At 66.2% G+C, this 22,554-nt stretch carries 18 protein-coding genes and 1 riboswitch; of the genes, 11 read left to right on the top strand and 7 right to left on the bottom strand.

Translation table 11 applies throughout. The features are described from left to right. Window positions 1–160 precede the first annotated feature (160 nt). On the bottom strand, window positions 161–1,048 hold the full coding sequence (locus ABDZ92_RS15680) for a hypothetical protein (RefSeq protein ID WP_125960070.1): 888 nt from the start codon (window positions 1,046–1,048) through the stop codon (window positions 161–163). A gap of 668 nt (window positions 1,049–1,716) precedes the next feature. Here ABDZ92_RS15680 and ABDZ92_RS15675 point away from each other — a divergent pair. Then, window positions 1,717–2,382, top strand: a complete 666-nt coding sequence (locus ABDZ92_RS15675) for a DUF2490 domain-containing protein (RefSeq protein WP_164521219.1) — start codon at window positions 1,717–1,719, stop codon at window positions 2,380–2,382. Between the two features lie 64 nt (window positions 2,383–2,446). On the opposite strand, the gene uvrB is transcribed toward ABDZ92_RS15675, so the two are convergent. Continuing rightward, a complete protein-coding gene (uvrB, locus tag ABDZ92_RS15670) occupies window positions 2,447–4,639 on the bottom strand; it encodes an excinuclease ABC subunit UvrB (RefSeq protein ID WP_125960072.1) in 2,193 nt (730 codons plus the stop codon). Window positions 4,640–4,797: 158 nt separating this feature from the next. Here uvrB and ABDZ92_RS15665 point away from each other — a divergent pair, with 158 nt between their 5' ends. The 3 genes from ABDZ92_RS15665 (at window position 4,798) to ABDZ92_RS15655 (ending at window position 7,863) form a co-directional block, all read left to right on the top strand. After that, window positions 4,798–5,610 carry a ferredoxin--NADP reductase gene (locus ABDZ92_RS15665; protein ID WP_125960073.1) on the top strand — a complete coding sequence of 271 codons (813 nt, stop codon included), beginning with the start codon at window positions 4,798–4,800 and terminating at the stop codon, window positions 5,608–5,610. A gap of 169 nt (window positions 5,611–5,779) precedes the next feature. Next, window positions 5,780–5,890: riboswitch (SAM-I-IV-variant riboswitch) on the top strand. A 42-nt stretch (window positions 5,891–5,932) separates the two neighbouring features. After that, on the top strand, window positions 5,933–6,997 hold the full coding sequence (locus ABDZ92_RS15660) for a threonine aldolase family protein (RefSeq protein WP_125960074.1): 1,065 nt from the start codon (window positions 5,933–5,935) through the stop codon (window positions 6,995–6,997). A gap of 98 nt (window positions 6,998–7,095) precedes the next feature. Next, window positions 7,096–7,863 (top strand): SDR family NAD(P)-dependent oxidoreductase, encoded by a 768-nt coding sequence (locus tag ABDZ92_RS15655; protein WP_125960075.1) that lies wholly within the window; start codon window positions 7,096–7,098, stop codon window positions 7,861–7,863. Between the two features lie 144 nt (window positions 7,864–8,007). Here the strand turns inward: ABDZ92_RS15655 and ABDZ92_RS15650 are convergent, their stop codons facing one another. After that, window positions 8,008–9,528 (bottom strand): fumarate hydratase, encoded by a 1,521-nt coding sequence (locus tag ABDZ92_RS15650; protein ID WP_125960076.1) that lies wholly within the window; start codon window positions 9,526–9,528, stop codon window positions 8,008–8,010. 116 nt (window positions 9,529–9,644) lie between these two features. Here ABDZ92_RS15650 and ligA point away from each other — a divergent pair, with 116 nt between their 5' ends. From ligA to ABDZ92_RS15620, 6 genes are all read left to right on the top strand, one after another. Continuing rightward, on the top strand, window positions 9,645–11,774 hold the full coding sequence (ligA, locus tag ABDZ92_RS15645) for an NAD-dependent DNA ligase LigA (RefSeq protein ID WP_125960077.1): 2,130 nt from the start codon (window positions 9,645–9,647) through the stop codon (window positions 11,772–11,774). A 160-nt stretch (window positions 11,775–11,934) separates the two neighbouring features. Beyond that, a complete protein-coding gene (locus ABDZ92_RS15640) occupies window positions 11,935–14,460 on the top strand; it encodes a TonB-dependent receptor (RefSeq protein ID WP_125960078.1) in 2,526 nt (841 codons plus the stop codon). Between the two features lie 133 nt (window positions 14,461–14,593). Next, window positions 14,594–15,703 carry a sensor histidine kinase gene (locus tag ABDZ92_RS15635; RefSeq protein WP_125960079.1) on the top strand — a complete coding sequence of 370 codons (1,110 nt, stop codon included), beginning with the start codon at window positions 14,594–14,596 and terminating at the stop codon, window positions 15,701–15,703. After that, window positions 15,700–16,506: a LytR/AlgR family response regulator transcription factor gene (locus tag ABDZ92_RS15630; protein ID WP_125960080.1), complete on the top strand. Its 807-nt coding sequence runs from the start codon at window positions 15,700–15,702 to the stop codon at window positions 16,504–16,506. Before ABDZ92_RS15635 ends, ABDZ92_RS15630 begins: the two co-directional genes overlap by 4 nt. 75 nt (window positions 16,507–16,581) lie before the next feature. After that, window positions 16,582–17,043, top strand: a complete 462-nt coding sequence (locus ABDZ92_RS15625; RefSeq protein WP_125960081.1) for a hypothetical protein — start codon at window positions 16,582–16,584, stop codon at window positions 17,041–17,043. After that, on the top strand, window positions 17,040–17,345 hold the full coding sequence (locus ABDZ92_RS15620) for a transcriptional regulator (RefSeq protein WP_125960082.1): 306 nt from the start codon (window positions 17,040–17,042) through the stop codon (window positions 17,343–17,345). The genes ABDZ92_RS15625 and ABDZ92_RS15620 overlap by 4 nt, the downstream gene beginning before the upstream one ends. 39 nt (window positions 17,346–17,384) lie before the next feature. Here ABDZ92_RS15620 and ABDZ92_RS15615 read toward each other — a convergent pair whose 3' ends face one another. The 4 genes from ABDZ92_RS15615 to ABDZ92_RS15600 form a co-directional block, all read right to left on the bottom strand. After that, window positions 17,385–17,663, bottom strand: a complete 279-nt coding sequence (locus ABDZ92_RS15615) for a DUF3297 family protein (protein ID WP_125960083.1) — start codon at window positions 17,661–17,663, stop codon at window positions 17,385–17,387. 91 nt (window positions 17,664–17,754) lie between these two features. Next, the gene (locus tag ABDZ92_RS15610; RefSeq protein WP_125960084.1) at window positions 17,755–18,186 is read right to left on the bottom strand and encodes a hypothetical protein; all 432 of its coding nucleotides are present in this window, start codon (window positions 18,184–18,186) and stop codon (window positions 17,755–17,757) included. Between the two features lie 204 nt (window positions 18,187–18,390). Beyond that, window positions 18,391–20,229, bottom strand: a complete 1,839-nt coding sequence (typA, locus tag ABDZ92_RS15605) for a translational GTPase TypA (RefSeq protein WP_125960085.1) — start codon at window positions 20,227–20,229, stop codon at window positions 18,391–18,393. An 81-nt stretch (window positions 20,230–20,310) separates the two neighbouring features. Then, window positions 20,311–21,147, bottom strand: coding sequence for a DUF2268 domain-containing putative Zn-dependent protease (locus ABDZ92_RS15600; protein ID WP_125960086.1), 837 nt, complete (start codon window positions 21,145–21,147; stop codon window positions 20,311–20,313). A 207-nt stretch (window positions 21,148–21,354) separates the two neighbouring features. Between ABDZ92_RS15600 and ABDZ92_RS15595 the strand changes: the two genes are divergently transcribed. Continuing rightward, window positions 21,355–22,548: a toxic anion resistance protein gene (locus ABDZ92_RS15595; protein ID WP_125960087.1), complete on the top strand. Its 1,194-nt coding sequence runs from the start codon at window positions 21,355–21,357 to the stop codon at window positions 22,546–22,548. Window positions 22,549–22,554 lie beyond the last annotated feature (6 nt).

Here is a 22,554-nt window from a genome sequence, read left to right as displayed (position 1 = left end):
TGTTCCGTTTCCCTTCAAGCCCAAGATGACGCTATGATGAACGTTCTGTGACAGCGTTGCAGAGTTGCAACAGGTGCGCGGTGAGGCAGAAATTCACCGGCGAGGCAGCGCCCGACTGCGGGGATTGCTGCGCCCCATCCTCAGGGAAGGAAGGCGGGCCTTAGGGGGTCTGAAAGCTGCGTCGCTTCAGCTCCCGACGAATGGCAGCACGAATAATGCTTGCCTGCCGAGCTCCATAAAACCTTGGATCTCCTTTGTAGCGACCCTTGAGGTAGGCGAAGTCCCAGGTCGTCAAGGAAGCGGGCGCCGCGCTGCCCATCGGCGTGTCGATCACGCCGAGGATGCTGAACTGCCCGGTGTCGCGCAGGTCGCTGGAGCGTGCATCCGTCAAGGTGCGCATCAGCGCATAGTCGGCGATCTGAGTACCCGACAGGCCCACAAGCGAGTCTCGCTCTACAACGACGACTGAAGCTGCCACGGCTCGGCTCATCATGGACAGGATGCGCGATCCCCCTTGAAACCCTGACACCACCCGAATGCCGAACCCCTTGCTCCTGAGCGGCATGTGCTGGGGGTCAAAGTCACGGGTGAGTTGCCAGGAGACCCCCCTTCCCTTCACATCCGCCGACGGCGCGTCCGCGGCGCCCGCAAAGAAGAGAGGCCACTTCTTCTTGAACAGCTTGAGGAAGGAGCGCGTGTCGTCGACGAGGAAAACGAAGGCGCTCGGCGCGCAATCCGGCGCCGCTGGTCTGACGCCGGCTTCTTCGGCCACCAGTCGCATGCGGGCGACGATCTGTTCCGCTCGTGCCTTGCTGAGACCGAAGACGGCGGGACAATAAACATCCGGCTCGTACCGCGCGAGCGGATCGAACGGGGCAATGCGCGTCAGTCCGTCGACGTAACGCGCGATCGCCCTCGCCTGCTCATGCTCGGTCATGCCGCGAACCACGATCTCTTGGTCCCCGAGCGCCTCGACTTCCTCGGATGTAGCCGGGCTCGGCAGATCCTGCGCCTGAGCGGTCGACATACCGGTCGAGAGGAGAACCACCGGCAAGATCCACCGTGCTGTCCTTGCCGCACGGCGAGGGCTGCGCTGTGAACGCCCCATCTGCATGCCACGTCCCTCCTACCGGCCTGCGGGCAGTTCCTCTCGCCTGCCAATCGAAACAGGCAGAATAGACCTCGGCGACTGTAAAGGCGCAAGATCCCTTGTTGAATTCATGCCACAGCAGTGCACCATGCCACGAAAGTCGCTGCGACCAGCTTGAACAAGCGCTACTAATGCAGCCGCCGAATAGCAGAGGCATGGGAGGAAAGGTCTCCTGGACGACTTGACGTGGACCCGCACCTTCCCTCTGATGGGGCGTCCGGGAGCAGCCAGACTCGCAAAGGGAGGCCGCGTGGCTAAGGGGAAAGGTTTGGGGTTTCCGCTGGGACTTTGCGCTGGCATCATCTTCGGCGCGCTCATCGACAATATGGCAGCCGGGATTTTGCTTGGACTCGCGTTGGGCTTCGGGATCGTTCGCCTGCCGGGTGGGCAGACGTAGGCGGAGTGGTTCTGGAGGCCTCCCGGTGCGTCCAGCGCCAGTATCCAAGATCCCGTGCACCCGTCCCTGATCTTCTTTTCCGGGCACGCCGGCGTGTGCAGCATCCCCGTTGTCCGCGCGACGCTTTGGGCGCAGAGGGGCAGGCGCCGAGATCGGCAGGAGGCCCGAATTGCGTTTTTCCGTTGCCCTGGCGCTCGCGTTGGCGGCCGCTGCCACTCCGGCGGCGGCGCAGGAGCACGACGCGCAGCTGTGGCTGACGGCGAACGCCTCCACCGAGTTGCGCGAAGGGCTCAAGCTGGAGCTGGAGACCAACCAGCGGTTCAGCGATGACAGCGGCGAACTGTACGAAAGCCAGTATCTCGCTGCACTCACGGTCCAGGTCGCGACCGGGGTCACCCTGACCGGCGGCCTGAACCGGGTGGTCCGGCCGCGCGGCGGCAAAGTTCAGAACACGGAATGGCGGCCGCGCCAGCAGGTCGGGTTCGCGATCGCGAAGCTGGGTTCAGGTCAGCTGGCGGGTCGCGTTCGCCTGGAGCAGCGTTTCCGGAGTGACGACAGCGAGACGGGGCACCGGGTTCGTCCGGAGATCACCTATACCCTGCCCGTCTACCGCGACGTCAAACTGCGTCTGGCGCACGAAAGCTACTTCAACCTCAACAGCACCGGCTTCCAGGACCGGGGACATGAGCGGATGCGCAACTGGGCCATCGCCACCGTGCCGGTCACGAAGAACCTCAGCGCGCAGCTCGGCTACATGAACCAGTATCGCTTCAACGACGACGACCCGGACGTCATGGAGCACGGACTGATGACCGCTTTATACGTGACGTTCTGACGAGAAGGCCGGCGCGCGGCCATCGCGTCGCCTGCGTGCCGCCCCCTCCTGCGCCGCGACCCGGCTAGGCCCGCCGGTGGCTCATGCGGGTCTTCTGCTGCTTGCCGTAGCGGGTCTTGCGCGTCCCCGGCTTGCCCTCGTTGGAGCGGCCCATCACCGGCGCCTTGTGCTCCGCCACCGGGAGGCCGAGTTCCTCGTTTTCCAGGCTGCGGATCTCGTCGCGCAGGCGCCCGGCTTCCTCGAACTCCAGGTTCGCGGCGGCCTCGCGCATCTTCTTCTCGAGGCTCTCGATGTAGGAGCGCAGGTTGTGGCCGACCATGTGCGGCCGTTCCTCGTCGATCTCGACCGTGACCTGATCCTTGGACGCGACATGGGCGATGATGTCGCCGATGTTGCGCTTGATCGTGGTCGGCGTGATGCCGTGCTCGAGGTTGTACGCCTTTTGCTTTTCGCGGCGGCGGTCGGTCTCGGCGATCGCGCGTTCCATGCTGCCGGTCATGCGATCGGCATAGAGGATCACGCGGCCCTCCACGTTGCGAGCGGCGCGGCCGATCGTCTGGATGAGCGAGGTTTCCGAACGGAGGAAGCCTTCCTTATCGGCGTCGAGGATCGCGACCAGCCCGCATTCGGGGATGTCGAGGCCCTCGCGCAGCAGATTGATGCCGACCAGCACGTCATAGACGCCCAGGCGCAGGTCGCGGATCAGCTCGATGCGCTCCAGCGTTTCGACGTCGGAGTGCATGTAGCGGACCTTGAGGCCCGCCTCGTGCATGAACTCGGTCAGGTCCTCGGCCATGCGCTTGGTGAGGGTCGTGACCAGCGTGCGATAGCCGGCCTGCGCGGTCTTCTTCGCCTCATGGATGAGGTCGTCGACCTGTTCCTCGACCGGCTTGATCTCGATCGGCGGGTCGATGAGGCCGGTGGGACGGATGACCTGTTCGGAGAATACGCCGCCGGTCTGCTCCAGCTCCCAGCCGCCCGGCGTTGCCGAGACGCAGACGGTCTGCGGGCGCATCGCGTCCCATTCGTTGAAGCGCAGCGGCCGGTTGTCGATGCACGACGGCAGGCGGAAGCCGTATTCGGCGAGCGTGATCTTGCGACGGTGGTCGCCGCGCGCCATGCCGTTGACCTGGCCGATCGTCTGGTGGCTCTCGTCCACGAACAGCAGCGCGTTTTCGGGGAGATATTCGAACAACGTGGGCGGCGGCTCACCCGGCAGGCGGCCGGTGAGGAAGCGCGAATAGTTCTCGATGCCCGCGCAGCTGCCGGTGGCGGCGATCATCTCCAGATCGAAGTTGGTGCGCTGCTCCAGCCGCTGCGCTTCCAGCAGCTTGCCCTCGGCGTGCAGCTCCTTCAGCCGCTCGGCGAGCTCATGCTTGATCGCCTCGCTCGCCTGCTTGAGCGTGGGTCCGGGCGTCACATAGTGCGAGTTGGCGTAGACGCGGACCGAGTTCAGCTCGGCGACCTTCTTGCCGGTCAGCGGATCGAACTCGGTGATCGCCTCGATCTCGTCGCCGAAGAAGGTGATGCGCCAGGCGCTGTCCTCATAGTGCGACGGGAACAGCTCCAGGCTGTCGCCGCGCACGCGAAAGGCGCCGCGCTGGAAGGCGGCGTCGTTGCGCTTGTACTGGAGGGCTACGAGCTTGCGCACGATCTCGCGCTGGTCGACCACCTGCCCTTTCTTCAGGTCGAAGATCATCGCCGAATAGGTCTCGACCGAGCCGATGCCGTAGAGGCAGGACACCGACGCGACGATGATGACGTCGTCGCGTTCGAGCAGCGAGCGCGTGGCCGAGTGACGCATGCGGTCGATCGCCTCGTTCACCGAGCTTTCCTTCTCGATGTAGGTGTCCGACCGCGGCACATAGGCCTCGGGCTGGTAATAGTCGTAGTAGCTGACGAAATATTCGACCGCGTTCTCGGGGAAGAAGCTCTTGAACTCGCCGTAGAGCTGCGCGGCGAGGATTTTGTTGGGCGCCAGGATCAGCGCCGGACGCTGGAGCGCCTCGATCGTCTTGGCCATGGTGAAGGTCTTGCCCGAGCCGGTGACGCCGAGCAGCACCTGGTCGCGCTCGCCGGCCTCGGCCGCGGCGACGAGTTCCGCGATGGCGGTCGGCTGGTCGCCCGACGCTTCATATTCAGAGACGAGCTTGAACGGCTTGCCGCCCTCCACCTTGGGCGGGCGTGCCGGCCGGTGGGGCACGAACGAGGGGCCGGTTTCCGGCTCGGCAAGGCTGGTGCGGATCTGGATCGCCATAAGCCTCCAATATGGGGATGCGGTGAAGCAGCGGCAACGCGGGGCACAAGCTTTGCTTTGGTTGACCGGGCGCCGTGCAGCCCATAGTGCGATGCCCTCGCAACAAGCCCAGGCAAGACGAACCGCGCCTGTCCAGACGCGGCTGAAGGAAGAAGTGCATGACCGACGTCCGCGAACCCGTGCTCATTCCGGAAACCAAGGCGTTCCTGAACGCCAAGGTGCTGTGGGTCCGCCATTGGAACGACCGGCTGTTCTCGTTCGCGGTCGAGCGGCCGTCGAGCTTTCGCTTCCGTTCGGGCGAGTTCGTGATGATCGGGCTGCCGGGTGAGACCAAGCCGATCATGCGCGCCTATTCGATCGCCAGCCCGCATTATGCCGAGGAGCTGGAATTCCTGTCGATCAAGGTCGAGGACGGCCCCCTCACCTCCAAGCTGCAGCTGATTCAGCCCGGCGACGAAGTGTATCTGGGCAAGAAGCCGACCGGCACGCTCGTCACCGACGCGCTGACCGGCGGCAAGCGACTGTTCTTCTTCTCGACCGGCACCGGCCTGGCGCCGTTCCTGAGCCTGGCGCGCGACCCGGACGTCTACTCGATGTTCGACCAGGTGATCCTGGTGCATTCGGTGCGCCAGGTGAGCGACCTCGCCTATCATGACGAGCTCGCGTCACGACTGGCGGACGATCCGCTGGTGTCGGAAGAGGCGCAGGCGCAGTTCCACTATATCCCGACCGTGACCCGCGAGGCGTTCCGCAACACCGGCCGCATCAACGACCTGATCGAGAGCGCCGCGCTGTTCGGTGAGCCGGTGCAGGGCCCGAAGAAGCTGGACCCGGAGACGGACCGCATCATGCTGTGCGGCAGCATGGCAATGATCCGCGACTTCGCCGCGATGCTGGAGGGCATGGGCTTCGTCGAGGGTTCCAATGCGGCGCCGGGCCAGTTCGTGATCGAGCGCGCCTTCGTCGACTGATCGAACCCGACTCCGCACTTCCTTTACCGTGCTCCCGCGCAGGCGGGAGCCCAGGGTACCAAGCGCTACGCGCTGTTGTTCTGCTTGGCCCTGGGCTCCTGCCTGCGCAGGAGCACGAAGCGGTGGCGCTCGCCCATCTTGCCGCAGCGCAGCGAGCTTGCTAGAGGCGCGCCAGCATCGAGAGTCGGGGCGACCCCGACACCAACCTGCTCCCGAGCAAGGTGGTGCCTTCGCGCTTCGCGGGAAGGGATGTGGCCGGTCGGCAAACCACGGGACCCAAGCCACGCGTCGCACCGACTCTCCAACGAGGTACGACAAAGGCATGACCCAAGAACCCCAGCAGTTCGCCAGCGACAACTACGCCGGCATTTGTCCCGCGGCATGGGCGGCGATGGACGAGGCCAATCGCGGCTATGTGCCCGCCTATGGCGAGGACCCGTGGACGCAGCGTGCCTCCGACTCGTTCCGCACGCTGTTCGAGACGGACTGCGAAGTGTTCTTCGCGTTCAACGGCACCGCGGCCAATTCGCTTGCCCTCGCGGCGCTCTGCCAGTCCTACCACAGCGTGATCTGCTCCTCCTCCGCCCACGTCGAGACCGACGAGTGCGGCGCGCCGGAGTTCTTCTCCAACGGTTCCAAGCTGCTGGTCGCGCAGACCGAGGGCGGTAAGCTGACGCCCGAGGCCGTGCGCGCGCTCGCGACCGGCCGCTCCGACATCCACTTCCCCAAGCCGCGCGCGGTGACGATCACCCAGCCGACCGAGACCGGCCAGGTGTATTCGCTGGACGAGATCCGGGCGCTGTCCGCGACCTGCCGCGAGCTGGGCCTGCGGCTGCACATGGACGGCGCCCGCTTCGCCAACGCCTGCGCGGCGCTCGGCTGCTCGCCGGCCGACATGACCTGGCGCTCGGGCGTCGACGTGCTGTGCTTCGGCGGCACCAAGAACGGCATGGCGGCCGGCGAGGCGATCCTGTTCTTCGACCATGCCCTCGCCGTCGACTTCGACTATCGCTGCAAGCAGGCGGGACAGCTTGCCTCCAAGATGCGCTTCCTGGCGGCGCCGTGGGTCGGCATGCTGGAGAGCGGCGTGTGGCTGAGCAACGCCGCGCACGGAAACGAGTGCGCGCGGCGGCTCGCGACGGCGATCGCCGACCTGCCGGGCATCGAGCCGATGTTCCCGGTCGAGGCGAATGCGGTGTTCCTGCGCGCGCCGGAGGCGGTGCTGGAGGGGCTGCGTGCGCGGGGCTGGCGCTTCTATACCTTCATCGGCGGCGGCGCGCGCTTCATGTTCGCGTGGGATGCGGACCTCTCCCGGGTCGACGCCCTCGCCCGGGACCTGCGCGCGGCGGTGACGGAAGCGAACCGCGGCGAGACGCTCGCCGCCTGAGAGGCGCCGAAGCGCCCGCGGGGTGCGGCGCCGTGGGGGAACCGCGCCGCATCCTCGTCCATTGCAGAAATCCTGGCATGCAACGGACGAGGTCTACCATGACGGATGCACGCAGTTTCGAAAACAAGGTCGCGATCATCACGGGAGCCGCAGGCGCCATCGGTGCCGAGACGGCAGTGCTCATGGCCGAACGCGGCGCAAAGATCGTCGCGGTGGACATCGCCGGCGCCAATGTGGACGTGCTGAAGGAACGGATCGACGCGGATCGGCTGGTGATCGTGGAGGCGGACGTCAGCGACGAAGCGTCGGTGCGCAACTATGTGGAGGAAGCGAAGCGGGCGTTCGGCGGCCGCATCGACGTCTTCTTCAACAATGCGGGGATCGAGGGGCCGGTGAAGCCGATCGGCGACTATCCGCTGGACGCCTTCAAGAAGGTGATGGCGGTCAATGTCGACGGCGTGTTCCTGGGGCTGAAATACGTGCTGCCGGTGATGCTGGAGCAGGGCGGCGGCGCGATCGTCAACTCGTCCAGCGTAGCAGGGCTGAGCGGATCGCCGGGAACCTCCGCGTATAACGCCAGCAAGCATGCGGTGCTGGGCCTGACCCGCGTGGCGGCGATGGAGGTCGCCGACAAGAACATCCGGGTGAACTGCATCAACCCAGGCCCGATCCACAGTCGCATGATGGATTCGCTGGACGAAGGCAGCAAGGGTTCGGAGGCCGAGCGTGCCAAGGCGCTGCCGGCGAAACGCTATGGGCGCCCCGAAGAGGTGGCGCAGTTGGTCGCGTTCCTCGCGTCCGACGCCGCGGGGTACATCAACGGCGCCTATCACCCGATCGACGGCGGCCTGCACGCGTCGACGTAATCGCCCTGCCCCTTTGGGCTCCTGCGCAGGCAGAAGCCCAGGGTCTCGCAATGACAGCCGTTGGTCTGCTTGGCTCCTGTATCCCGGCTCGCGCAGGGATACAGGAGCCATGAGGAGGTGGCGCGCCTCCCCGCTTGGCCGATGTCAGGCGTTTTCGAGCAGGCGTTCCTTGGCGATCTTCTCGCGCCAGACGAGCGGCGCGAGCGTGTGGACGTTCTGCCCTTCCGCATCCACGGCCACGGTGACGGGGAAGTCCTGCACCTCGAACTCGTAGATCGCCTCCATGCCGAGGTCCTCGAAGCCGACGACCTTGGAGCCCTTGATCGCGCGGGCGACCAGATAGGCCGCGCCGCCGACCGCCATCAGATAGGCGCTCTTGTTCTCGCGGATGGCGTCGGTCGCGGCTGGGCCGCGCTCGGCCTTGCCCACCATCGCGAGCAGGCCTTGGTCGAGCATCATGCGGGTGAACTTGTCCATGCGCGTCGCGGTGGTGGGACCAGCTGGGCCAACCACTTCCTCGCCGACCGGATCGACCGGGCCGACATAATAGATCACCCGACCCTTGAACTCGACCGGCAGCTCCTCGCCGCGGGCGAGCATGTCAGCGATGCGCTTGTGGGCGGCGTCGCGGCCGGTGAGCATCTTGCCGTTCAGAAGCAGGCGGTCGCCGTGCTTCCACGACTGCACCACTTCGGGCGTGAGCGTGTCGAGGTCGACGCGCTTGGCTTCGGCCGAGGGCTTCCACTCGACCTTGGGCCACTCGTCGAGCTTGGGCGCTTCCAGATAGACGGGGCCCGAGCCGTCGAGGGTGAAGTGTGCGTGGCGGGTGGCGGCGCAGTTGGGGATCATCGCCACGGGCTTGGACGCGGCATGGGTCGGCCAGTCGAGGATCTTGATGTCGAGGATGGTGGACAAGCCGCCCAGCCCCTGCGCGCCGATGCCGAGCGCGTTGACCTTGTCGAACAGCTCGATGCGCAGCGCCTCGATGTCGTTCTGGGGGCCGCGTTCTTTAAGCTGCGCCATGTCGATCGCGCCCATCAGCGATTCCTTGGCGAGCAGCATCGCCTTTTCGGCGGTGCCGCCGATGCCGATGCCGAGCATGCCCGGCGGGCACCAGCCGGCGCCCATCTGCGGGACCATCTCCAGCACCCAGTCGACGATCGAGTCGCTGGGGTTCATCATCTTGAACTTGGTCTTGTTCTCCGAGCCGCCGCCCTTGGCCGCGACGTCGACCGACACCGTGTTCCCCGGCACCATCTCGACGTGCATCACGCTCGGCGTGTTGTCGCGGGTGTTGCGGCGGGTGAAGGCCGGGTCGGCGAGGATCGAGGCGCGCAGCTTGTTCTCCGGGTGGAGATAGGCGCGGCGGACGCCCTCATCGACGACTTCCTGCAGCGAGCGGTTCGACTGGAGGCGGCAGTCCTGGCCCCACTTCACGAACACGGTGACGATGCCGGTGTCCTGGCAGATCGGGCGATGCCCCTCCGCGCACATGCGGCTGTTGGTGAGGATCTGGGCGATGGCGTCCTTGGCCGCCGGGCTCTGCTCGGCCTCATAGGCCTGGCCCAGCGCGCGGATGTAATCCATCGGGTGGTAGTAGCTGATGAACTGGAGGGCGTCGGCGACGCTTTCGATCAGGTCGGCTTCGGTGATGATGGTGGTCATTGCGGGTCCATGTTGGGTTTGCGCCCCTATGCAACATGGGGGCGGCCACGAAAACCGCTGTCGCATCGACGTGCGCGCGCCTTGATCGGCGCGGCGGCCGTGCGTACCGATCGGGCATGGACCCGCTGCCCCAGACCGACCAGGACGCCGCCCAGGAGCTCGCCGCGCTCTCCGCGGAGATCGCGCGCCACAACCAGCTCTATCACGACGCCGATGCGCCCGAGATCAGCGACGCGGACTATGACGCGCTGGTCCGGCGGAACGCGGCGATCGAGGCTGCCTTCCCGCACCTGGTGCTGAGCGACTCGGCGGCACGGCAGGTTGGCGCCACGCCGACCGGGCACCTGGCCAAGGTGGCCCACGCGCGGCCGATGCTGAGCCTCGACAATGCGTTTACCGACGAAGAGGTCGCGGATTTCCTGGGTCGGGTGCGCCGGTTTCTGGCGCTGGGTGCCGATGCGCCGGTGGTGCTGACGGCCGAGCCGAAAATCGACGGACTTTCCTGCTCGCTGCGGTACGAGGACCGCCGGCTGGTGCGCGCGCTGACCCGCGGCGACGGCGCGGTCGGCGAGGACGTGACGGCGAACGTCCGCACCATCGCCGACATTCCCGAGACGCTGCCCGCAGACGCGCCTGAGCTCTTCGAGGTGCGCGGCGAGGTCTATATGGAGAAGGCGGCGTTCGCGGCGCTGAACGCACGGCTGCTGGCCGAGGCGACCGATCGGGCCAAGGCGCGCCAGTTCGCCAATCCGCGCAACGCTGCCGCCGGATCGTTGCGGCAGAAGGATGCAGGCGTCACCGCCACCCGGCCGTTGCGGTTCCTGATGCACGGGTGGGGCGAGACCAGCAGCCTGCCGGGCGAGACCCAGGCTGCCGTGGTGGCGGCGATCGCCGGCTGGGGTTTTCCGGTCGCCGACAGCTTTGCGCTGACCCCGACGCTCGAGGAGGCGCTGGGCGTCTATCGCGCGATCGAGGCGCAGCGTGCAGACCTGCCGTTCGACATCGACGGCGTCGTCTACAAGGTGGACCGGCTTGACTGGCAGGCGCGGCTCGGCCAGGTCGGGCGCGCGCCGCGCTGGGCGCTGGCGCACAAGTTTCCCGCCGAGCGCGCGCAGACGACCCTGGAGCGGATCGATATCCAGGTCGGTCGGACCGGCAAGCTGACGCCGGTCGCGCGGCTGGAGGCGGTGACGGTCGGCGGCGTGGTCGTCACCAACGCGACGCTGCACAACGCCGACGAGATCGCGCGGCTGGGCGTGCGGCCGGGCGACCGCGTGGTGCTGCAACGCGCCGGCGACGTGATCCCGCAGATCGTCGACAACCTGACCCGTGACGTGGCGCGCGAGCCTTGGGCGTTCCCGACCCATTGCCCGGAGTGCGGCTCCGATGCCGTCGCTGAGGAAGGCGAGGTCGACATCCGCTGCACCGGCGGCCTCATCTGCCCGGCGCAGCGGGTCGAGCGGTTCAAGCATTTCGCCAGCCGCGGCGCGCTCGACATCGAGGGGCTGGGCGCGACCACGATCGAGGCGTTCGTGCGCGACGGGCTGCTGCATTCGCCGGCGGACATCTTTCGCCTGAAGGACCGGCGCGCCGACATCCTGGCGCGCGAGCGCTGGGCGGAGATCTCGGTCGACAATTTGCTGGCCGCGATCGAGGCGAAGCGGGCGCCCGATCCGGTGCGGCTGCTGTTCGGGCTCGGCATCCGCCACATCGGCATCGTGACCGCGCGCGACCTGCTCAAGCGCTATGCCACCCTGCCCGCGATCCAGCTGCTGGCCGACGAGATCATCGCCCTGCGCCAGGGAATGGCGCCGGTGGTCGGCGAGAGCGACCAGAAGTTCCAGGCGCGCGTCGACAAGGCGATCGCCGAGCACATCGGCGTCGAGAACGTCGGCGCAGCGGTGGGCCACGCGCTCGCCGACTTCTTCGCAGAACCCCACAACCGGGATCTTTGGGCGGACTTGCTGGGCGAAGTATCGCCGCCCGCCTTCGTGCCGGAGATTCGCGACTCGGAAGTAACCGGCCTCACGGTGGTGTTCACCGGAACGCTGGAGACGATGTCGCGCGACGAGGCGAAGGCGCAGGCGGAGGCATTGGGCGCGCGCGTCGCAGGGTCCGTGTCCGCCAAGACCGGGCTGGTCGTCGCCGGTGCGAACGCCGGATCCAAGCTCAAGAAGGCCGCGGAACTGGGGGTCCGCGTGGTAAACGAGAGCGAGTGGGCGCAAATCGTTACGACAGCAGGCTAATTTCCGGGGAACCGCCAAGTGTGGCGTTTGTGCAACGCAGCAAAAAGCTTTTGGTTCCCCCTCCCCTCATTGTCACAAAGCGGACATATGAATCGCCCACGGGGCGGCCAGACGGTGAACGGGCACCGCGTCTGAGCATCCGCTCACGATAGGGGAACACATGCGTACGAAGCTTTTTGCAGGCGTGGCTTTTGCCGCGCTGGTCATTCCGGCTGCCGCAATGGCGCAGTCGACTGCATCGCAGGAGTTTAACGAGGGTAGCGAAGTCGTCGTCACGGGCCGGGCCGATCGCACGATCGGGGGCGTGGACCTTCCGAACCAGCCCAAGGCGCAGGTGGTCCTCGACAGCGAGATCATCCAGCGGCAGCGTCCGGGCCAGACGATCAACGACGTCATCAACCTGGTTCCGGGTGTCAGCTTCCAGAACAACGACCCCTATGGTTCGTCGGGCGGCGGCTTCCGCATTCGCGGCTTCGACTCGTCGCGCATTTCGCAGACGCTGGACGGCATTCCGCTGAACGACAGCGGCAACTATGCCATCTACACCAACCAGCAGGTCGACAGCGAGATCATCGACAACGTCAGCGTCAACCTGGGCGCGACCGACGTCGACAGCCCGACTGCCTCGGCCGTCGGCGGCACCGTGAACCTGCGCACCCGCGTCCCCGGCGACGAGCTGGGCGCGATGTTCACCGCTTCCTATGGTGAGTACGACTATCACCGCGTGTTCGGCATGATCGACACCGGCGACATCACCGGCATGGGCACCAAGGCGTTCGCCTCGGCCTCGTGGGTTTCGTACGACAACCCGTTCAACAACTACGGCCGCATCAAGAAGCAGCAGTACAACGCTCGCATCTACCAGGATCTGGGCGGCAACGGCGACTTCATCTCGATCGCAGGCCACTACAACCAGGCTCGCAACAACTTCTTCGGTTCGGGTCCGCTGCGTGGCGATCCCGGCCGCGAAACCGGCACCGGCAGCGGCAACCGCTTCCCGACCAACTTCGATGAAGCCAGCTACGACGTTCCGGTGTGCAGCACCGACACGCCGGAGACCGGCGTGGTCGATGCGACGAACAGCTGCGGCACCCAGTATGACCGCCGCTACAACCCGTCGAACACCGGCAACATTCGTGGTACCTCGCGCTTCACGATCGCCGATGGCCTGACCCTGACGGTTGATCCCAGCTATCAGTACACCAAGGCGAACGGTGGCGGCACGGTGACCGGCCGCGAGGGCGTCCGCACCATCAACGGCGTCAACTACACGGGCTTCATCGGCGGCCAGTACTACTTCGGCCGTGACCTGAACTTCGACGGCGACGTACTCGACACCTGCAGCACCAGCGGCGCGGCATGCGCCAGCAGCAACGCCAACGGCGTCACCCTGCTCGCTCCGAGCCAGACCGTGACCAACCGCTACATGGTGATCTCGAACCTGGTGTATCAGATCAACGACGCACACCGCGTCCGCTTGTCCTACACCTACGATCGCGCGCGCCATCGTCAGACCGGCGAAACCGGCTTCCTGTACAGCAACGGCGAACCGTTCGACGTATTCCCGATCAACGACCCGATCACGGACCTCAACGGCAACGTCGTTCAGAAGCGTGATCGCAAGTCGTACGCGATCCTGAACCAGGTGTCGGGCCAGTACCGCGGCGAGTTCCTCGAGAACAACCTCGTCCTCGACCTCGGCCTGCGCGTACCGTTCTTCAAGCGCGACCTGAACCAGAACTGCTTCACCACGGCAGCCAACGGCAACGTCGACTGCGTCGCCTCGGACAACGCCTCCGGCTATGCGGCGGCCAACCCGACCTATGCGGCACCGCGCTCGCGTGATTACACGTACAACCGTGCGCTTCCGAACGTCGGCCTGACCTACAACATCACGCCGCAGGCGAGCATCTTCGCCAGCTACGCGAAGGGCCTCTCGGTCCCGGGCACCGACACGCTGTACAGCGCGCTGTACTTCGCCGATGGTACGGAAGGGGCCGATCCGGCACCGGAAACCACGGACAGCTTCGACCTCGGTCTGCGCTACCGCTCCGGTATCGTCACGGCGCAGCTGGGTGGCTACTACATCAAGTTCAAGAACCGCATCGCCACCGCGTTCGATGCGGAGCTTGGTGAAAGCGTCTCGCGCAACATCGGCAAGGTCGACCGCTACGGCTTCGACGGCAGCATCTCGGTGCAGCCGATCCGCGAGATCACGGCCTATGTCTTCGGTTCGTACCTGAACTCGGAGATCCAGGACGACCTGCAGACCGGTGCGAACACCTTCCTGCCGACCGCCGGCAAGCAGGAGTCGGGCCTGTCGAAGTGGAGCTTCGGTGGTCGCCTGCAGGGCACGCTGGGCCCGGTCGAACTCGGCGCGCAGGTCAAGTACACCGGACCGCGCTACATCAACGACATCAACGAGCCGTTGGTGCAGACGATCTCGGGCGTCGTAACCGAAGTGTTCCCGGCGAAGGTGGACGGCTACACGCTGGTCGATCTCGACGCACGCTTCTCGCTGGCCCAGTTCGGTCTGGACAAGACCTTCTTCCAGCTGAACGTGTCGAACCTCTTCAACGAGTTCTACGTCGGCTACATCAGCGGCAGCTCGAACAACACGAGCGTTCCGTTCGTGCAGTTCGGTGCTCCCCGCGCCGTCAGCGGCTCGATCGTGATCGGCTTCTAAGCCCTCGATCCGAACCGGACTACAAGCAGGCCGCCGTTCCCCATCCGGGGAGCGGCGGTTTTGCTTTTTGGCGGGGGGTGTGGTTCCCGCGCCCCTTCCCCACGAAGTTGACCCGCAGTAAGGCGGCGGCACGATGGCTGCCGTGTCTTCCCTGTTCTCGCGCCCGTTCTTCGAAGAGAAGAGCCGCGCCTTCTGGATCCTGCAGGCCGCGGGATGGAGCGGCTATCTGCTGCTGCGCACCGTCTCCACGGTGTTCAATGCGCCCAGCCTCAAGGTGGTGCTGGGCGTCATCGTGGAATCCATCGTCGGTTATTGCCTGACGCTGCTGATGTCGGTGCTCTACGGCAGCTATCGGCGCCTGCCCCGGATGTGGGCGATCATCTGCACGCTGCTGACGCTGTTCGCGGCCACGCTGCTCTATGCGATCATCGAGACCTATACCTTCTCGCTCTCGCGCGCCAACGCGCCGTCGACGGCAGTGCTGGACCTCTCGCTGCTGCCGGGGCTGTTGTTCCTCACCTTCACGGTGCTGGCCGGCTGGTCCGCCCTCTATTTCGGCATCAACTTCTACCTGATCGTCGAGCAGCAGACCCGCACCATGCAGGCGCTGGAGAACCAGGCGTCGTCGGCGCAGCTGGCGATGCTGCGCTATCAGCTGAACCCGCACTTCCTGTTCAACACGCTCAACTCGATCTCCACGCTGGTGCTGCTCAAGCACACCGAGCGCGCCAACATCATGCTGTCGCGGCTCGCGTCGTTCCTGCGCTACACGCTCGCCAACGAACCGACCGCGCATGTGACGCTGTCGCAGGAGGTGGAGACGCTGAAGCTCTACCTGGACATCGAGAAGATGCGCTTCGAGGAGCGGCTGCAGATGCGGTTCGACATCGACCCGCGGGTAGCGAACGCCCGCCTGCCCTCGCTGCTGCTGCAGCCGCTGGTCGAAAACGCCATCAAATACGCGGTCACCCCGAAGGAAGAGGGTGCCGAGATCGCGGTCACGGCTCGGCTCGCCGGGGAACGGGTGCAGATTGGCGTTTCGGATACCGGCCCGGGCTTGAACGAAGCGTCGCGCAGGCCGACCTTATCGACCGGCGTGGGACTGGCAAACATCCGAGAGCGACTGGCGCAGGCATATGGTGAAGACCATCGCCTCGATACGCGGTCGATTCCGGGCAGCGGGTTCAGCGTCGAGATCGAAATTCCGTTCCAGGTCGAGGAACGCACGCGAGAGGCTGCATGACCATCCGTACCATATTAGTCGACGACGAGCCGCTGGCCATCCAGGGGCTGGAACTGCGCCTGCAGGCGCATGAAGACGTCGAGATCGTCGACAAGTGCGTCAACGGCCGCGAGGCCATCCGCTCGATCAAGACCCACAAGCCCGACCTCGTGTTCCTCGACATCCAGATGCCGGGCTTCGACGGTTTCTCCGTCGTCCAGGGGCTGATGGAGGTGGAGCCGCCGCTGGTGGTGTTCGTGACCGCCTATTCCGACCACGCCCTGCGCGCGTTCGAGGCCCAGGCCGTGGATTACCTCATGAAGCCGGTGGACGACGCCCGCCTGGCCGACACGCTCGACCGCGTGCGCCAGCGGCTGAACGAGAAGCGCGGCCAGGCCGAAGTCGACAGGCTGAAGGAAGTGCTGGCCGAGGTTGCACCCGAAGCAGCCGAGACGCTGTCGGACGGCGGCGACGGCGGTGCGCACAACGCTAATCGGTTCGAGAAGCTCATCAACATCAAGGATCGCGGGCAGATCTTCCGCGTGGACGTCGACACGATCGAGCGGATCGACGCGGCCGGCGACTATATGTGCATCTACACCGGCGACAACACGCTGATCCTGCGCGAGACGATGAAGGACTTGGAGAAGCGGCTCGATCCGCGCCGGTTCCAGCGCGTGCATCGCTCCACCATCGTCAACCTGGATCTGGTGAAGCAGGTGAAGCCGCATACCAACGGCGAATGCTTCCTGGTGCTGGATTCGGGCGCACAGGTGAAGGTCAGCCGCAGCTATCGCGACGTGGTGGCACGCTTCGTCCACTGAGTTCCGGCGCACGGCGTCACTTGACGATGTGGAAAGTGAGTGTCACTTTCCACATCGGAAAGTGGAGAAACGCTGATGTCGCACCCTGAGTCGCCTGATCCTGCCAGCGCCGCGCTGGCGCTTGCCGCCACCAATCGCGCCCGCTCCCGCATGGCCGCCGGCGATCTTGGCACCAGCTGGTACGCGCCCCTCTACGGCGTCGCCATCGCGGCGCTGATCGCCAGCTACGCGCTTCCCGAGCACCTGATCTCGATTGGGGTGGCGGTGAGTATCGCCGGCATGGCGCTGCTGTTCCGGTTCTGGAAGCGGCGCACGGGGCTTTCGGTGAACGGGTATCGCGCCGGCAGCACCCGGCCGACCGTGATCGCATTCGCGGTGCTGATGCTGGGCCTGCTGATGGCTGGCGTCGTGCTCCGCTTCCGCCTGGGGATACTGTGGGCACCGCTGCCGCTGGGCGTGATCGGCGGCGTCGTGGCGACGCTCGCGAGCCGGCGCTTCGACCGCATCTGGCGCGAAGAACTGGCGGCGCCGCTGTGAGCGCGATCCCGGGCTATGATGCGGTGCTGAACGCCCCCGTGCGCCTGCAGGTCTGCGCGCTGCTGACCGAGGCGGAGGAGGTGGAGTTCGTCCGCATCCGGGAAGCCATCGGCATCAGCGAGTCCGTGCTGTCCAAGCACGCGGCGCAGCTGGATGCGGCAGGCTATGTCCGGCTGCGCAAGGCCAGCATGGGGGGGCGGCAACGAACCTGGCTGGCGCTGACGACGCCCGGCAAGCAGGCGTTTCGAACGCATGTGGCCGCACTCACACGCCTGGCCGCCATGGCCGAGGCGGCGGAGTAGCGCGCGGGCATCGCGACCCGCGCGCCCAGGGTCGGACGGTCAGCCCTGCTCGGCTTCGCCGGCCGCTGCTTCGTCTTCGGTGCCGGTCTGGAACCAGGCTTCCACCGGGCCGATCAGCTTGATCGTGAGCGGCTGGCCGTGGCGGTCGACCTTCTTGCCGAGGCCCACCCGGATCCAGCCTTCGGAGATCGAATATTCCTCGACGTCGCGGCGCTCCACGCCCTTGAAGCGGATGCCGACGCCGCGCTCCAGCGCCTCGCGGTCGAAATGCGGGCTGCGCGGGTTGATCGAAAGGTGGTCGGGGGGTGTATCGCTCATGCGCGGCCGCATGGCGCAAAACCGCGTCCGCGCCAACAAAAAAAGGGCGGCGCGTGGCCCCTGCCCGCGCCGCCCTCCGATGGTGGCAGCGTCAGTTGCAGACGCGCACGCGCACCGGATAGCCGTAGTAGGGATCAAAGCGCTGCTCATCCCAGCACTGGCGGTGATCGCGATAGCGATAGGCGTAATAGCCGTCGGCGGGATAATAGCCCCGCTGACGATAGTAGCGGTCGTCATAGTCATAGGCGTAGCCGCGGTCGCGGTAGTAGCGATCGCGATACCGGCGATCGTTGGCGCTGGATGCGAGCGCCGCGCCCAGCACCACGCCGACGACACCGGCCGCAATCGCCGGACCGGCCGAGCTGCGCCCGCGGTAGCCCCGATAGCCGGGGTAGTAGCCGTGGTAGCCGCCGTGCGGGTAATAGCCGCCGCGGTACCGCTGGGCTTCTGCAGGCGCGGACGCGGTCAGCGCGGTGGCGGCAAGCGCGACGCCCAGCCCGGCCTTCTTCAACAAGGATTTCATCTCCGAACTCCTCCTCTCTTCTCGCGTCCGGGCGTGACGGAGATCACGCAACGGGCACGACAGGCAGGCAGTAGCGCGGATGCGCTGAACCGGGGGGTAACCCGTTGTTCAGCCAGGGTTTAGTCGGTCAGCAAAAAGGCGCCGGATGCTGGTGCATCCGACGCCTCTTGCGTTGGTTCGCAGATCGCGAAGGCTAGGCCGGAATCAGGCCGCCTTCGAACGCGACATGCGCTTGCGCACGTTGGGGTCGAGGAAGCGCTTGCGCAGCCGGATGTTCTTCGGCGTGACTTCCACCATCTCATCGTCGTCGATGTAGGCGATCGCCTGTTCCAGCGTCATCTTCTTCGGCGGGGTCAGGCGGATGGCATCGTCCTTGCCGCCCGATGCGCGGAAGTTGGTCAGCTGCTTCGCCTTCATCGGGTTGACCTCGAGGTCATCCGTCTTGGCGTTCTCGCCGATGATCATGCCCTCGTAGAGGGCCTCGCCGTGGCCGACGAACAGGATGCCGCGGTCCTCGAGCGGGCCGAGCGCATAGCCCTGGGCCTCGCCGGCGCCGTTGGAGATCAGCACGCCGTTCTTGCGGCCCTCGATGGTGCCCTTGAAGGGGCCATAGCGCTCGAACAGGCGGTTCATGATGCCGGTGCCGCGGGTGTCCGACAGGAACTCGCCGTGGTAGCCGATCAGGCCGCGCGACGGTGCCGAGAAGGTGATGCGGGTCTTGCCGCCACCCGACGGACGCATGTCCGTCATCTCGGCCTTGCGCTGGTTCATCTTGTCGACGACCGTGCCCGAGAACTCGTCGTCCACGTCGATCACCACCGTCTCGTACGGCTCGGTCTTGGCGCCGTTCTCGTCGGTGCCGAACAGCACGCGCGGACGGCTGATGCCGAGCTCGAAGCCCTCGCGACGCATCGTCTCGATCAGCACGCCCAGCTGAAGCTCGCCGCGACCGGCGACTTCGAAGCTGTCCTTGTCCTCGCTCTCGGTGACCTTGATCGCGACGTTGGACTCCGCTTCGCGCTCCAGGCGATCGCGGATCATGCGGCTGGTGACCTTCGAACCCTCACGCCCCGCCATCGGCGAGTCGTTGACGGCGAAGCGCATCGACAGCGTCGGCGGATCAATCGGCTGCGCCTGGATCGCCTCGGTGACGGTCGTGTCGCAGATCGTGTTCGACACGGTTGCGACGGCGAGACCGGCGAGCGAGATGATGTCGCCAGCCTTCGCCTCTTCGGTGGGCACACGCTCCAGACCCTGGAAGGTCATGATCTTGGACGCGCGGCCGGTCTCGATCACGTTGCCCGCCATGTCGAGCGCGTGGATCGGCTGGTTGAGCTTCACCGTGCCCGACTGGACGCGGCCGGTGAGGATGCGGCCCAGGAAGTTGTCGCGATCGAGCAGCGTCACCAGGAAGCTGAACGGCGCGTCGACGTCGAGATTCGGCGCCGGCACGTGGCTGACGATCTTCTCGAACAGCGGGATCAGCGTGCCTTCACGCGCGTCGGGGTTGTCCGAGGCATAGCCGTTGCGGCCCGACGCGTAGAGCACGGGGAAGTCGAGCTGCTCGTCGGTGGCGTCGAGCGACACGAACAGGTCGAAGACCTCGTCCAGCACTTCCTGTACGCGGCTGTCCGAACGGTCGATCTTGTTGACGACGACGATCGGCTTGAGGCCGAGCTTCAGCGCCTTGCCGGTCACGAACTTCGTCTGCGGCATCGCGCCTTCCGACGAGTCGACCAGCAGGATCACGCCGTCGACCATCGAGAGGATGCGCTCCACCTCACCGCCGAAGTCGGCGTGGCCGGGCGTGTCGACGATGTTGATGCGGACCGGCTCACCGCCGCCCGGAGGCGCCCATTCGACCGAGGTCGGCTTGGCGAGAATGGTGATCCCGCGCTCCTTCTCGAGGTCGTTCGAGTCCATCGCGCGCTCTTCCACGCGCTGGTTGTCGCGGAAGGTGCCCGACTGGCGGAACAGCTGGTCGACAAGGGTGGTTTTGCCATGATCGACGTGCGCGATGATGGCGATGTTGCGCAGGCTCATTCAATTTCCCGGAAAGTGGCCGACGCAGTGCGCGGGCGGTTTCGGCGCGGCCCTTAGCTTATTTCGTGCGCCGCGGAAAGGTCATTCGACGAAGCGGCCGCCGTCGAGCACGGCCAGCGGATCGGAAATCGTCAACATCTCTTCCAGCGCGCGGCGCTTGTCGGGCTGGCGTGCATACCAGCGCTCCCACATGCGCTGCCCCATCCAGTATCCGGCCTCGCCAGGCCAGCCCTCGGGCGCGCTGCCATAGTTCCCGACCCAGCGATGCATCGCGACCTCCGCGGGCGAGCCGCGCGCCGGATCGCCCTTGGTGTCGGCGGTGGTCGCCAGGTCGGCCTTGAGCATCTGCCAGAGCGCCGCCTCGCGGGCGCTGCCCCAGGCCGCGCGCTTCGGGTCCATCTCGGTACCGGTCGCCAGCGCCGCGATGAAGTCGGCCGCGCCCTCGGCCAGCACGGATCGCAGCAGCGGTCCGCCGGGCGACGGCTCGTCGCTGTCCCGCTGCAACGCGTGAACAGTCTCGTGCGCATAGAATTGCCGGAGCACGGCGCGCAGTGCCTCGGGACTGCCGGAGATCCTGCACAGCGTCTCCAGTCCGAGCACCTGCATGCCCGGCGCTGCGGTTCCGCCGGAGTTGTCCGCCCCCACCACCAGGTAGATGCGTGGGAGTGGCCGGCCCGGGAACAGGCCACTCAGCGCGAGATAGGTGGCGCGAAGCTCCGGCGTCGTGGCCTTGACGACCGGCAGGCATTCCCGAACGGCTTCGGTATAGAGGCCGCGCTTGGCGGCGACGGTGCGCGCCAGATGGGCGGCATCGCGGATGCGACCGGGGGTGAACACCCGCACCCCGTCGCTCGCGCCGTCCAGATAGTCGCGCTGGATCTGCTCGGCCGTCAGCGGGCCCTCCGTGCGCGCGAGCAACGCGGCGAAGCGATCGGCGTCGCCGGTCTCGATTCCGCAGTCAGCGGGTCGACGGCAGGCGGCGGAACCTCCACTTGGCCCAGCACGAGCGTGGCCCCGATCAGCAACTCCAGCAACGTACCCCCCTGCGGCGCGTGTTATTTGCCTGATACACTTGCACGGCCGCGGCAAGCAACTATCCTCAAGGGACCAAGCACAGGAGACGATATGGCGACGCAGGTGGCGGAACAGGAGCTGAAACTCGAAGCGCCGGATCCCGTGCCCGCCGTGACGCCTGCCAAGGCTGCCGGGCTGGTGCCGGTGGACGACAAGAAGAAGTCGGAGCTGGAAACCCGCGTCGACAGCTTCATCGAAGACCTGATCGCGCAGGACGTGAACTCGCCGGAGTTCGGCAAGCGCGTGGACGCGATCACCAACATGGGCGCGCGCGAGATCCGCGAGGCCGCGGGCCAGTCGAACCGCTTCCTGGACCGGCCGGTGAAGGCAATGGACCGCGAGAACGGCGTTGGCGCCGATCTCGCCCAGCTGCGCCGCACGATCGAGGACCTGGATCCCGGCAAGCAGGGCAATCTGCTGGCGCCCAAGAAGCTGTTCGGCATCCTGCCGTTCGGCAACAAGATGCGCGACTATTTCGACAGCTACAAAAGCTCGCAGACGCACATTGCGCAGATCCTGAAGAGCCTGCAGTCCGGCAAGGACGAGCTGCTGATGGACAATGCCGCGATCGACGTGGAGCGGCAGAACCTGTGGGCGGCGATGGGCCGGCTGGAGCAGATGATCTATCTGTCCAAGGAGATGGACCGCAAGCTGGAGGACCGGGCCAACGACCTGGACCACAGCGATCCCGCAAAGGCCAAGGCCATCCGCGAGACCGCGCTGTTCTACGTCCGCCAGCGCACCCAGGACCTGCTCACCCAGATGGCGGTGACGGTGCAGGGCTATCTGGCGCTCGACCTGGTCAAGAAGAACAATGTCGAGCTGGTGAAGGGCGTCGACCGCGCCTCCACGACCACGGTCGGCGCGCTGCGCACGGCGGTAACGGTGGCGCAGGCGCTCACCAACCAGAAGCTGGTGCTCGAACAGATCACCGCGCTCAACACCACGACCGCGAACATCATCGATTCGACGGGCAAGCTGCTCAAGTCGCAGACCGCGCAGATCCACGAGCAGGCGGCGGCCTCCACCATCCCGGTCGAGACGCTGCAGCGCGCGTTCCAGAACATCTATGACACGATGGACGCGATCGACGTGTTCAAGCTGAAGGCGCTCGACAGCATGAAGACGACCGTCACCACGCTGTCGAACGAAGTCGAGCGGTCGAAGGGCTATATCGCCCGGGCCGAGGGCGCCGCGCAGAACGCCGGCAGCGGCGGCGAGACCTTCAAGCTCGAGGCGCTGTAAGGAACC

The organism is Sphingomonas molluscorum (genome assembly GCF_039522995.1).
GTDB lineage: Bacteria > Pseudomonadota > Alphaproteobacteria > Sphingomonadales > Sphingomonadaceae > Sphingomonas > Sphingomonas molluscorum.
Note: the sequence above shows the minus strand (reverse complement) of the source record. Positions and strands in the feature narration are given on the sequence as shown.